Origin of the sequence: Pedobacter sp. (genome assembly GCF_041645105.1) — a bacterium.
In the GTDB taxonomy this organism is placed as follows: domain Bacteria; phylum Bacteroidota; class Bacteroidia; order Sphingobacteriales; family Sphingobacteriaceae; genus Pedobacter.
This window is the reverse complement of sequence record NZ_JBAZQQ010000009.1, coordinates 141964-153323: the sequence shown is the minus strand read 5'-3', so window position 1 is coordinate 153323 and position 11360 is coordinate 141964. Positions and strand designations below refer to the sequence as shown.

General features: G+C 34.9%; 17 protein-coding genes. 5 read left to right on the top strand and 12 right to left on the bottom strand.

What is annotated here, in order from left to right; all coding sequences use genetic code 11:
* Nucleotides 1-203 (top strand): hypothetical protein (locus WC623_RS22625; RefSeq protein ID WP_372855449.1); only part of this gene is annotated, 203 nt, incomplete at its 5' end.
* A gap of 849 nt (nucleotides 204-1052) precedes the next feature.
* Nucleotides 1053-1421 (top strand): hypothetical protein, encoded by a 369-nt coding sequence (locus tag WC623_RS22620; RefSeq protein ID WP_372855448.1) that lies wholly within the window; start codon nucleotides 1053-1055, stop codon nucleotides 1419-1421.
* A gap of 74 nt (nucleotides 1422-1495) precedes the next feature.
* On the opposite strand, the gene WC623_RS22615 is transcribed toward WC623_RS22620, so the two are convergent.
* Nucleotides 1496-1993: a hypothetical protein gene (locus WC623_RS22615; RefSeq protein WP_372855446.1), complete on the bottom strand. Its 498-nt coding sequence runs from the start codon at nucleotides 1991-1993 to the stop codon at nucleotides 1496-1498.
* Between the two features lie 131 nt (nucleotides 1994-2124).
* On the opposite strand from WC623_RS22615, the gene WC623_RS22610 reads away from it, so the two are divergent.
* Nucleotides 2125-2322, top strand: a complete 198-nt coding sequence (locus WC623_RS22610) for a hypothetical protein (protein WP_372855444.1) — start codon at nucleotides 2125-2127, stop codon at nucleotides 2320-2322.
* Between the two features lie 240 nt (nucleotides 2323-2562).
* On the opposite strand, the gene WC623_RS22605 is transcribed toward WC623_RS22610, so the two are convergent.
* From WC623_RS22605 to WC623_RS22555, 11 genes are all read right to left on the bottom strand, one after another.
* A complete protein-coding gene (locus WC623_RS22605; protein WP_372855442.1) occupies nucleotides 2563-2820 on the bottom strand; it encodes a hypothetical protein in 258 nt (85 codons plus the stop codon).
* A gap of 219 nt (nucleotides 2821-3039) precedes the next feature.
* Nucleotides 3040-3816, bottom strand: a complete 777-nt coding sequence (locus tag WC623_RS22600) for a phosphoadenosine phosphosulfate reductase family protein (RefSeq protein WP_372855440.1) — start codon at nucleotides 3814-3816, stop codon at nucleotides 3040-3042.
* 54 nt (nucleotides 3817-3870) lie between these two features.
* A complete protein-coding gene (locus WC623_RS22595; protein ID WP_372855438.1) occupies nucleotides 3871-4089 on the bottom strand; it encodes a hypothetical protein in 219 nt (72 codons plus the stop codon).
* A gap of 117 nt (nucleotides 4090-4206) precedes the next feature.
* Nucleotides 4207-4941, bottom strand: a complete 735-nt coding sequence (locus WC623_RS22590) for a hypothetical protein (protein ID WP_372855436.1) — start codon at nucleotides 4939-4941, stop codon at nucleotides 4207-4209.
* Nucleotides 4938-5195: a hypothetical protein gene (locus tag WC623_RS22585; RefSeq protein ID WP_372855434.1), complete on the bottom strand. Its 258-nt coding sequence runs from the start codon at nucleotides 5193-5195 to the stop codon at nucleotides 4938-4940. The genes WC623_RS22590 and WC623_RS22585 overlap by 4 nt, the downstream gene beginning before the upstream one ends.
* Nucleotides 5192-6652 (bottom strand): RNA-guided endonuclease IscB, encoded by a 1461-nt coding sequence (iscB, locus tag WC623_RS22580; protein ID WP_372855432.1) that lies wholly within the window; start codon nucleotides 6650-6652, stop codon nucleotides 5192-5194. The genes WC623_RS22585 and iscB overlap by 4 nt, the downstream gene beginning before the upstream one ends.
* Before the next feature lie 640 nt (nucleotides 6653-7292).
* Entirely contained in the window at nucleotides 7293-7805 is a 513-nt protein-coding gene (locus tag WC623_RS22575; RefSeq protein ID WP_372855430.1) for a hypothetical protein, read from the bottom strand.
* Between the two features lie 61 nt (nucleotides 7806-7866).
* The gene (locus tag WC623_RS22570; RefSeq protein ID WP_372855428.1) at nucleotides 7867-8349 is read right to left on the bottom strand and encodes a hypothetical protein; all 483 of its coding nucleotides are present in this window, start codon (nucleotides 8347-8349) and stop codon (nucleotides 7867-7869) included.
* A 5-nt stretch (nucleotides 8350-8354) separates the two neighbouring features.
* Nucleotides 8355-9731: a hypothetical protein gene (locus tag WC623_RS22565; RefSeq protein ID WP_372855426.1), complete on the bottom strand. Its 1377-nt coding sequence runs from the start codon at nucleotides 9729-9731 to the stop codon at nucleotides 8355-8357.
* Nucleotides 9731-10345, bottom strand: a complete 615-nt coding sequence (locus WC623_RS22560; protein WP_372855424.1) for a hypothetical protein — start codon at nucleotides 10343-10345, stop codon at nucleotides 9731-9733. The genes WC623_RS22565 and WC623_RS22560 overlap by 1 nt, the downstream gene beginning before the upstream one ends.
* Before the next feature lie 5 nt (nucleotides 10346-10350).
* Nucleotides 10351-10674 carry a hypothetical protein gene (locus WC623_RS22555; RefSeq protein ID WP_372855422.1) on the bottom strand — a complete coding sequence of 108 codons (324 nt, stop codon included), beginning with the start codon at nucleotides 10672-10674 and terminating at the stop codon, nucleotides 10351-10353.
* A 150-nt stretch (nucleotides 10675-10824) separates the two neighbouring features.
* Here WC623_RS22555 and WC623_RS22550 point away from each other — a divergent pair, with 150 nt between their 5' ends.
* Nucleotides 10825-11040 (top strand): hypothetical protein, encoded by a 216-nt coding sequence (locus WC623_RS22550; RefSeq protein WP_372855420.1) that lies wholly within the window; start codon nucleotides 10825-10827, stop codon nucleotides 11038-11040.
* A complete protein-coding gene (locus tag WC623_RS22545) occupies nucleotides 11037-11360 on the top strand; it encodes a hypothetical protein (RefSeq protein WP_372855418.1) in 324 nt (107 codons plus the stop codon). Before WC623_RS22550 ends, WC623_RS22545 begins: the two co-directional genes overlap by 4 nt.

Sequence of the window (11360 nt, the reverse complement as noted above, 5' to 3'; positions counted from 1 at the left end):
CACGTGATTTGAAACAAATAACATCCAGACTATCATTTTCAACTCCAACACCCACATCTACACCACCAACACCATGCCAAACGGGACAAATATGGGATGGTACGAAATGCACATTGGAAACACAACTAACTGACACTATTTACTTAGTAGCAGGAATATTAGGATTAGGTATCGTGATTTATTTCCTGGCAAGGAAACCTTAAACCAAAACTGACCGAAAAAGAGTTGATTTGAATGAATGATATACAAATGCCTGATGATCGGGGGGAGGTGAAAAACGAAATCATTATACACAATAACTGTGAACATATAGAGTATGGTGAAAATCCTATGGCTTCATGATATTATCAAAGATATAATAAACAAATAGACAGGTGGGTTAAAATAGATTCATACACCGGATTAATTGTGGCAGTCAAGAAATCCAAAGGTAAGTATGAAAATCTTCCAGAAAATCCTGGTGGTAAAATCAGAAAGCGAAGGTCTTTTTGGGATTTATTTTAAGGTATTCTAATGAATGATTTAGAGACCAACGATGATAATATTGAATTGTTAGAATATAAATTCGAAGAGGTACTAAGATTTCATACCTCTGACTTCGGAAAATCACTTCTATCACAAGAAAAAATAATAGAGTTCAATGCTAATATTACAGACCCAACAATTGATAGATCAATTATCTATAAAGACATAATACGTGCGTCATATTTAAGAATCACGAGTTTTTGTAAAGCCGTGTGTGTAATAAATCCATGGAAATAATAGAACAAGCAAAGAAAAAGATTGAAGAAATACGAAATTGTAAGGCAACTTAACCATACACGAAAAAACCAACAAAAATGGTTATATACTAATACTTCTTATTAGGGTAATAACATGAAAACAATAAACATAGTCTTATCAGATAATGCACATGCACATCTAAAAACAATTGCTGAAACAAAGAAAACAAACCAGTCAAATATTGTATCGGCTTTGTTTGAAAAAGTCGATTTAAAAGAATATGACTTACTTCTAAACTAACCACTATTTATTTAAAAAAGGAGAAAAATATGTCTATTTCAAAAATTGATATAGATGAATGGAAAAGAAATAAAGAAAAAGAATTAGAAGATATAGAGTTCAATAAAAAACAAGAAGAAATAGAATTCAGAAAAAGAAGAATTGAGCAAGAAAAATATGATAAAGAATTTAAACCTATATTCAGACATGGTTTATTTCTTACACGTCATTTTTATAATTGTCCTATTTGTGGTGAAAGATTGAAAGAAACGAAAATAAAACAAGGAACTATACAGGGTCAATCTATGCATGGAACTATATCCGAAGTTAAACACAATAGATTTTTATTAGATTGTAATTGTGGATATAAATATGCACAAAATAGATACCCATTCAATGTGTTAATGACAGATGATTAAGACAAATGTAAGACTACAACGGACTGAATAAAACTATAACTATAACAATAAAACAAAAACAGAAAAAAAAAGAATTAAGAAAGTATCCCTTTCTTAACACTTCTTTCCTTATCCAATATATCAGAAAACATCTTCGCATCTGTTTTCATGACTTCATCTTTTAGGTCGAGAACCTCATTTTTCAGTTTCACTACGACCGTTTTCCATTCATGGATCGCCGTCAGTATCTCCCGTGTGCCGGATACGACTTCTCTCAAGTCATCAAAAATTGTGTCAACTTCTGGCACAATTTTATCCTGAACACTCTTTTCCGGTATTTTGTCCTGATCATTCTTTTCCGGTATCTTATCTCGATACTGGTCTTTAATCACATTTACATTTTCCTCTTTCATCTTTTCTATTTTTAACCGGTAGAACAACCGGTTATTCTGTTTCCTTTTCTCAAGCAGTCCATCTTCTGCGAGTTTCTTCAACTCGATTGCTATTTTTCGGGTAGACATTTTGAGTTCATTTCTTTTTTTGATTTCTACTGGTTTTTGCCAGTCTTTTGTCACGTGTTCTAATATTTTCATATTTTATATCTCCCATTCTATTTATGTTGTACTTTGTTGTACACACAATACATGTACATGATGATATAAATACTTTTTTACACAAAACTTTTATATAGTTGTACGTTGTTGTACTGTTTGAGGTCAAAATTATGGTGGATTTAAAAAACAATTCAACAGAAAAAACAGATGTGGATAACCTAACGGCATTAATATCAATGCCAAAAGGTAAAAAATGTCAGATCGCAATCCCTGCCAAAATTAAAAAATTTTTAGAAAAATCAAACGTTAATCCTGGCGATTTGATATATGTAACATTCACGCTTCCAAAGAAAATCCATGTAACCTGATCTCATGCACAAAACTACAGACTATATTTCTATTTCATCCATATTTGATGCTTCAAGAATAACTCTGGCATGCCGTGGTTTTCCCGCGTCTGACCGTTTTTTATGAAACCTACCGTTTTTATTCCTTGACCGTTTCGGGATTGGCATATTGTTTCCTATTCATCGATTAAAATATTTACTTCATTCCTAGTTAGATTCCCAGTAAATCTCACTGAAAAATATAACCGTTAAGATTTCCCATCACCATGAAAGTGGGTTCCACCAATGTGATTTTTCTATCTGAAATCCATTATTCCAATCTGAATATGGAAATTCATCATCAAATTCTCCTTTTTCTTTTTTTGTCATTTCGTTGTATGGTTTATTTTCGTCGTTTTTCAATTCATCATTATTACGAAAAGTTATGGTTTCTACTATTCCTGATTTGACGATCATGGTTTCTAATTCATTAAGTTGTTTTATACTAGATGTTTCTTTTATAACTATGATTATTTTCATCTGTTATCACCAATTTGTATATACACATCACAAGTATATATACTTTTACAATTCCATTATTTACTTAACTCCATATCCATATCTTAAAAAATTTAATTACAATAAACGGACTAAATATCAGTACCACAAATACATTTGCACAAATCACATCAAATAATGATACACCCTCGAAGCTTCTATCATCAAATAGAAAAAACTTTATTTTTTCCAAACTAACTTTCATAATTCCATCACATTATCCATTAATCCCATCTTAGTTGTCGGATCATGCATCTGTTGCAATGTCATCGTATCCTTGTAATTATACAATGATGTAATTTTTTTACATGTCAAATATGCTGTACAGAATCGACATCCACATCTTGGTATTCCCATATCATATATCGGGTTATACTGGAGTTTCTTTAACCCGATATAGTCCCATACGTCCTGTGGAGACCAGTCATGTATCGGATGACACTTATGGTTTCCATCAGATTTATGAAAATAATATGCACCCATTCTTTTTAATGTCATCATCCGTTGTCTGGACTCATCGCTTGTCAATCCTGTAAATACCAGGTCTGCCCCAGATTCTTTATAGTATTTCTTAAGTGGTTTTTCTTTTAGCCAGAAACAACATGCATTCCCGTGTCTCTTTCCAGTTCTCTTATTTTCTGGTAAACCATATTCTTTCACACAAGCCCAGAATGATTTTTCAGGCATTAACTCAATAACATTCTCAAATCCTCTTACATAAGGAATTGTTTCTATATACTCATTTCCAGTATTACAGAATACGGCTGGTGCATCTACAATCTTCCTTACCAGATCCAATACAACCAGACTATCTTTCCCACCACTGAAATTCACAACTGGTAATTTTGCCGTCACTAATGCTGACTCAATAAGACTCATAGCCGAATCAATCTTCGGTTGCAGCCTGATTGCAATAATCTTATCTGACAGATATGACTTCCGCTGTTCCGCTTCTTTTTGTGTTATACATCGTACCATGACTTATCTCAATTCCTTGATCCACGGTTTTATAAAACAACAATCATAAAAATGTTATTTTTTTGCCCTATATACAGCAGCATGTTTTACAGACGTTCCTGGTTTCTTAACAACTACTAGCCTCGCAGGATATTTCATACTTCTTAAGTCTTTTACTCTGCGTAAAGCATCTGATTTATTTTTATAAACATCATCCAAATAGTATATTTTATTAGTACCAAATGTTTTATGTTGAGGGATTTGGTAATTTCTGGCAATTTCTTTTCCGGTCATCTTAATCTCCTGTTATTATTTGTTTCTCAGTGTTCGTCATAAGTATTTCACAATCATATGTTCGTATTCATCAGCACGTTTATTGATATCTCTTGCTTGTTCCCTGGCTTTCTTTACTCACTCAGAATCTGGGATGAATACTTCTACTACATCAGCACGGTCGTTTATCCATTTGACAATCTCACGTACTCGTGATAGTGTCTTTTTATCTGTTCCTTCATAATGTGATTTTAAATCTCTGGCTGCAGAAAGAATAGATTCTTCTTTATTTTTCTTAGCGAGTTCGAGAGCACGGTCTCCAATCTTGATAACCTCTTCCTTATATTGTTTGGAATTCTTGCGTATCTTTGAAAACTTATGTTTTATACTACTCTCGATAATCTCATTTTCATCTGTTTTAGGATCATGCCTCTTTGCTGTTTCTATTTTATTAATAAGATATCTTATGTTTTGATATGAAATACCATGAGTGGTTTCATAATCTGGATTACCACTTACAGTTCTCTGTAATTCTCCTTCTAACATTCTTGATATCTGGTCTATAGGTGTCTTCAACGGAACCATTGCCAGTGGCATGTGATATATGTTTGCAAGATCATTTGCAGATACATTTACTCCTTTTGAACGAAGAACAGCTTCCACGCCATAAATAACTCTCGTATAATCATTTATATCCCCAAGTTTTTCAGCCGATTTCTGCCCATCGATATATATGGATTGTATATCACTAAGACAAACTATTGGATCTCGAAATGTATTTCCATAGTCGGATTTTCTCGCCGCCTCATAGTGTTCTTTTGCCACAATCTTTCCTTTTTCATTTACCACACTGGGTGTCTCAAAATATGTCATGTTCCCTTCAAACTACTGATTATCCCGATAAGTGTCATCGTTGGAATTTCGGCATCTACTTGGTCTGTCACATCTGCAATTTCCCAGGCCGCCAGTACACCAACCTCACCCCACAATGCAATCGCAAGTGGAACACTCACAATATCCGTGATAGTCCCAATACCAGGTATCCTGAAAATCGTAAAGTCCAAGATATCCCACGCAATCGCAATACCAAACTTCGCCCAAAGAGGCATCTGTCCTTTCTTCTTCATAATACTCCGTGGGGTGCAGGGGTAGCGGAAACCACACTCTTCAGAGTGTGGGGGAGCGTACCCCGCCTCAAAATTTCAATTAACAATGTATTAGCAGTTTCTAATAATTTTAATTCTTTAGCCTTTGCCGATGCATGAATTTTTGTACCTTCAAGTGTTCTTAGCTCGAAATAACCCGTTTTTCTCCTTCCGAATACAAAACACTCGATATTATTCCAGAAAACCTTATCGTATCTCTGGAATCCATGAATGAATCGTGCAGCGGTGTTTTTGATGTGGCTTCTATCACCTTTGAATAGTTTTCGATTACATTTCCTGACCTGTTTTATTAGCAAGCTTGTTGAATTTCGTTCCTGCATTGTTCCTCCTGCAATTATAAAAGCATCGGTACTATGAGATTTCTCAAGTCCTAATGCTATTCTATCGAATTTCGTGATATATCCATAAGTATGATTTACAATATTTCCAGCATCCCTTAATGTATCAACCAGTTTCCATCTTATTATTGACATGAATGTTTCCGGTTTAAATCCTGTTGGAATTTTAACATCCAATATTAACTTGCCTTTTGAAACTTTATCATGGCAGGTTTCGCATAGCGTTATGAGGTTAGCTGGTGCATCTCCACCGATTTGTCTTGATATAATATGATGGACTTCAAGGATCGGATTCTTTGATTTTCCTTTGCAGTGCTGGCACGTATGGTTATCTCGGTACAGTACGTATTCTCTTGAATTCCAACTATCTTTCTGGACTCCATTCTGGTATTCTATTCCTGATATTCCAGGATTTTTGATTTTCTGGATATCAAATGCTGCTACTTCAATTTTCATTTTCGTTATTGGAAGGAGTACTTTTACTTTATTGATTAATTTGATATGGCTATCAAGTTTATGCTGGATCGATGGAGCTAACCACCCGTCGGGTTTCTTCCGGTTCAGGAATCTTGGCGATCTATACCATGTGTTTCTGCCACGTCTGGCTCTCCTATATTGCCTTCGTTCTGAATTGAGCTTGACCATATCGGTTCGCAGCTTTACTTCGGCGGAATAGACTTCTTTCTTAGCGGTTATTGCAGAAATACCAATATTCTCAAAGCCTGAATCTACTCCAAAAATTATTTCCTGTTTTGTTTCTCCTGTTGCATATTTTAGTTGAATCGTGAATGGTGTTCTCCTGATTACTTTCGCTTTATCCTCCTTTAATAACTTTTTTGCTTTTCGTGGTGTAGTAGGCATGAGTGTTTGTCCTCTCATGTTTAGAACATAAACAGCAGATACACTCGTGTTCTGCTTTGCGTGTTCTGTCGCAATTAGAGCCGCATCGGAGTTGTTAGAAGATGTTTTTAAACCTGTCACACAGGGAGTTTCCTCGCCATTTAATAACAGGTCACAGTTGCTACCAGTGTGCGGAATGCCAGTAGGTGTGTATGTATTTCTTTCTTCTAACTTCTGCATTTTACAATGCCTCCTTGTCAACTTGTTGCCCATATCCCTCACGGGACATGCCTACACCTATCAGGTGTGGGTAATTGACTTATTCCTCATATTATAACATTTTTTATGTCCATTACCATAGAAATGTACTTTACAAAATGCACAATACTTTGTAGTGATAAGACGCCAGCTACCACAGTGGGAACATTTGAGTGGCAAGCTATGCAATGATGGAATATATTTCTCGAATCCACAGTCAATACATCTGAATTTCATGTTGTTTTCAATCTCTTTATGTGTCTTATGTAATGTATCTATAAATAGTTATCTTACCACTACTATTACCACTAATTCACAACATCACTAATCCCCACCAGAAATTTTTATTCTATTCCCTTCGTTTCATCCTCTTTCACTATTTTTTCAACAGTTACTTTACAAAGGGTACCGTTTTCCTTACTCCCAGTCATGTAAGTATATCCTTTCTTACAATCTTCAAGTTGTGAGATTAACCAATCGTTAGCGATATGCTCAATATCCTTTTTAGGAATTGGATATTTGGTATGTGCCAGGATATGATCTTCTTTTCAAGTATATCTTGTGATAATATTCCATTCGTTAAGCAATGCCGTTTTTCTTATTATTGGTATTGTTTTAGCCATTATTTTTCTCCATTGAAATATTTCCCCGCGAACAGTAATTGTTTATATTGCATTACCTGCATTGGTGACCATTGCAACAGATTGCATTCCCAGTAATCCGGAAATATCTTAGGAAGATTGGACATTGAATTTAATAATAAATCATGACTTGAAAAATCCAAGTGTTCAATTATCCGGTTAATTTCCCAATCGTGATATCTTTCTTCAAGAAGCATTTCACGAATATATTTTTCTGCATAATCTTTATCAAAATATTCCCGTTTTTGATGACTCTTACTTAATGCATAATCTATATCCACATTTATAAGCCAATTTTTTAATTCTTGATTTGAACCACCGACTGTGAATACATTATCTCCGGCATCTCCGCTAATGAATATTCTTCCCGCCGTAAGTACCATGGTGAACCCAAACTGGAAATCTTTACCTCGAAATGTGTATGCTTCCACATCTGGTTTTTCTCTCAATACAAAATCCTTAAATTGTTCCAAATTTTTAAAATCTTTTTTCATCTTGTCATCACCAATACCATTTAATGTATCAAAAGTATATATACTTTTACAAAAACAAAAACTAAAACATCGTCAAATCGATAATCTCTTCTGTATGTTCCCCATCCACTGTAACTATTCCATCATACCCATCTTTAGCGATAGTCCGTGATAATTTCTTCCCCACCTTCTCATCAAAGAACTGTGACATCCTCTGTTTCCATCCATTCCAATTCAGAACAATCGGTTTCTCAAATGTTACCGTACCGCTCTCCCATCCAGGTGGAACAAAATTGCTTACATTATGCAACATGTACCTCCCACTCGGTTCGATATCCTGTCCATGTGGAGACTTCTCGTTATTCCGAATATACTTGAATGTCACCGCTTTCCCGGTTTCAAACAGAGCATCACCTTCACTAATCACCACTAACTTTAGTTCAGCAAGCGACTTAATCGGATATGAAATAACATTCCCTTTCCTCGCCGCCTCATAATGTTTCGGCGCAACTTTCCGCACACCCGTTTCCGTCACAACTTCTTTCTTCTTTTCTGGCCACGTCATTTTAATCACCGTGTTATATAATTAAAATAATCAGCTTCTGTTTTTGTTATTTCAATGTATTCTCCATTTTGAGTCTCGATACTGATATTATCTTTATAATATCCTTTTTCTAATTCCGATTTTAATCTATTGTATTCTTTTGTGGTTGGATAATTTTGATTTCCAAATGGAACATCTTTTCTCATTTCCTCTAATTTTTCTGCTACTTCCTCTTCTTTCTTATACATGCACATCTTATTATGTACAACTTTTCCACCTTCTTTTACTTTTTGTTCTATGAATTCTCTTCTTGTCTCGACAACACCACGATATCTCATTGATGTATCAAGTATCTTTTTTACTTTGCCACGTTCCATAGATGATAATGTATTTAGGAATAACTCATAGGTATTTGGTTTATGTTCATCGACTATTTTTCCATCTTTACCCACCTGTTTACTCTCGTTGCCAAGTTCCTTAATCTTATCTTCGCGATACCGCAACATCGTATTTAAAACACCAATCTCATCCGCTTTCACCGCTTCACTTTTCTTACTGTTTCTTATTTTTCTAATATCCTCTTTAATTTCGGCACTCTCTTCTTCATATTTCATAATCCTTATCTGATTTTCAGACCCATGAATAAGACATTCTCCTTTCTTCAATCTGTGCATACACTCAGGACAGATACCTTCATTAAGTAATTGAATCCATGAGAGTTTCGAAGCTTTATCAAATTCCTTATCAGATAAAGTAAGGTCATTAACTTCTTTTTGAGATTCTTTATGTTCATCGACTATTTTTCCATCTTTACCTCCTCTATGTAATCCTCTACCAAACTTTGGGTGTATTTTTGCGTTAGCCATCCAATCCTTAAAGTTTTTTTCTTGTACTGCTACACCATGCGAATCTTCAACAAATCCAACGCGTCTCCATGATTGACCATCCCAATATGTTCTTTTATCTGGAATATCTTCATTTTCGAATACCATAGTAAATGTGGGAAATTCAATTGGGTACTCAATATCTTTTAACCAGTTAAATTTAGGATTGTTTCTATGCCCGGCAGCTTCATCTTCTACTGTTTCATGAGGAACTATTTTAGTAACTTTTGCATCTTCTACACCATTCCATTGATTAAATACAAGCTTTACACTAAATAAATCATTATCTTCACTATTCAATGTTACCTTATCCTTATGACCATTTGGACGCGAATAGTAATAGTCAAATGATTCTATTTTCAGTAGTTTATCCAAAATTGGATCAGATAAAGTATTATTACTCAACTCCACCGGATTCTCCATCACCACACCATATCCAATCCTAACCTCCCTATGTTTCGGCGCAACTTTCCGTACACCCGTTTCCGTCACAACTTCTTTCCTCTTTTCTGGCCACATTATTTTAAATCCTCTGGATGTGCTTCTTCAAGGAACTTAACCCAATCTTCGGTTTTTTCGAGATATTCAATATATCTTAGTGCTATCTGGAATGGATAACCTGATGCATGGAAGTTCTGTGGGAAACTATCAGATTTTTGCGGTCTTGCTGATATAAATGATGTTGAATTTTGTCTTATTGGTGTCTTTATCCAGAATTGAAATGCTTTCGTTGGATTATCAAAATCTTTATGAATAGCATTACCCCTTGCCATATTGTAATAGACTGTAAATATCAGATTATGTGGATTCGGAAAGTCAAAATATAAATTTTTGAAAGAATCTTTTGTAATGTCAGAATCTTGGTTTACTAAGAATTTCCTGAGTTCTTCACGAGACATTTTAGGCTTTCGTAGTGGTTTAATTGGTTCTGAGAGTATATTTGATCCCATCTTCGCTTCCCTATGTCTCGGTGCTTTCTTGACAACCTTCCCATCAATTATCATATCCTCTTGCTTCTCTCTCCATCCCTTATAGAATCCGGGTGCAACAATTTCACCATTTTCACCAAACGCTACATGGTTTCCACCTATAGTTTTCCAGTTCTGTTTTTTAGACCAATTTTTTGAATGCATATTAATCACACCTTCACTTTATAAACCTGCAACCATAACCATCCTAACTTAGCCCGGTCCCAGAAACCAATCTTCTGAGTTTGCACTATCCTATCTCCGATTTCATTATACTGTTTCATCTGACTCACTGTCGGAAATATATAATACACCGGCATAATTATACTTTGATTTATTACCATCTGTCCACCACCAATATCCATGGAATACCACGCACCTGTATTCGGTTCCCTGAACATGACTTCCATATTACCATTTATCGGAACATTATATGTTCCCACATTCAACGCACTTGCGGGTATCGCGAGCAGCAGCAATATTAAAATTCCCATGTATATATTTTTAAATTTCATATAGTGTATTATGTGATTCACATATAAATAGTTTAACTTTATATGAAACATTCAATAATTAAATAGTTCAATGTTTCAATCATCCAAACATTTAAGTATTACTACGCACATACAATAAATTGTGATACTATGAAATTATCAGAAAACCAACAGAGAGCATTAAAAGAAATAGAACGAGTCACTAATCATCTTGGTATAGATCGCTGGTTTATCCAGGAAGAAATCGTTGGTGCAGGATACAAAACACTGATGGCACTTGTAAATAAGGGGTATTTGAGAAAACAGTTCTTCGATGGCATAACGTACTATCAGCAACTAATATTGCAGAAGGAGGAACAGAAATGACACAGATAGGTAAATTCGCACATATGTTCTATGAAATCAATAAAGACAGAGTAATATTAGATATTGTAGAACAGTACGAGAATCACCCGGATGTTCATATAAGCAAAGAGTTCTCAACGAATCTCACTGGGTTCTGGAATTTTGTGATTGATGCGGTGATTGAAGCAAAAGAGGATTGTTTTGTAACAATTGAGAATGAGGAAGGAGATATTACACCTAACGGAATCAACAAAGCCAAAGCCAAACTTGAAGTTCTTCGTAATCTTGAAAAAGCATTAACTCCGTTGGTGTCTGAATATCGCGAGAAAATAGAAGAATGA

Bases quoted from the DNA above. Each gene is read 5' to 3' on its own strand.
- WC623_RS22620 (WP_372855448.1), top strand. From the start codon at position 1,053: ATGTCTATTTCAAAAATTGATATAGATGAATGGAAAAGAAATAAAGAA.
- WC623_RS22615 (WP_372855446.1), bottom strand. From the start codon at position 1,993: ATGAAAATATTAGAACACGTGACAAAAGACTGGCAAAAACCAGTAGAA.
- WC623_RS22610 (WP_372855444.1), top strand. From the start codon at position 2,125: ATGGTGGATTTAAAAAACAATTCAACAGAAAAAACAGATGTGGATAAC.
- WC623_RS22605 (WP_372855442.1), bottom strand. From the start codon at position 2,820: ATGAAAATAATCATAGTTATAAAAGAAACATCTAGTATAAAACAACTT.
- WC623_RS22600 (WP_372855440.1), bottom strand. From the start codon at position 3,816: ATGGTACGATGTATAACACAAAAAGAAGCGGAACAGCGGAAGTCATAT.
- WC623_RS22595 (WP_372855438.1), bottom strand. From the start codon at position 4,089: ATGACCGGAAAAGAAATTGCCAGAAATTACCAAATCCCTCAACATAAA.
- WC623_RS22590 (WP_372855436.1), bottom strand. From the start codon at position 4,941: ATGACATATTTTGAGACACCCAGTGTGGTAAATGAAAAAGGAAAGATT.
- WC623_RS22585 (WP_372855434.1), bottom strand. From the start codon at position 5,195: ATGAAGAAGAAAGGACAGATGCCTCTTTGGGCGAAGTTTGGTATTGCG.
- iscB (WP_372855432.1), bottom strand. From the start codon at position 6,652: ATGCAGAAGTTAGAAGAAAGAAATACATACACACCTACTGGCATTCCG.
- WC623_RS22575 (WP_372855430.1), bottom strand. From the start codon at position 7,805: ATGAAAAAAGATTTTAAAAATTTGGAACAATTTAAGGATTTTGTATTG.
- WC623_RS22570 (WP_372855428.1), bottom strand. From the start codon at position 8,349: ATGACGTGGCCAGAAAAGAAGAAAGAAGTTGTGACGGAAACGGGTGTG.
- WC623_RS22565 (WP_372855426.1), bottom strand. From the start codon at position 9,731: ATGTGGCCAGAAAAGAGGAAAGAAGTTGTGACGGAAACGGGTGTACGG.
- WC623_RS22560 (WP_372855424.1), bottom strand. From the start codon at position 10,345: ATGCATTCAAAAAATTGGTCTAAAAAACAGAACTGGAAAACTATAGGT.
- WC623_RS22555 (WP_372855422.1), bottom strand. From the start codon at position 10,674: ATGGGAATTTTAATATTGCTGCTGCTCGCGATACCCGCAAGTGCGTTG.
- WC623_RS22550 (WP_372855420.1), top strand. From the start codon at position 10,825: ATGAAATTATCAGAAAACCAACAGAGAGCATTAAAAGAAATAGAACGA.
- WC623_RS22545 (WP_372855418.1), top strand. From the start codon at position 11,037: ATGACACAGATAGGTAAATTCGCACATATGTTCTATGAAATCAATAAA.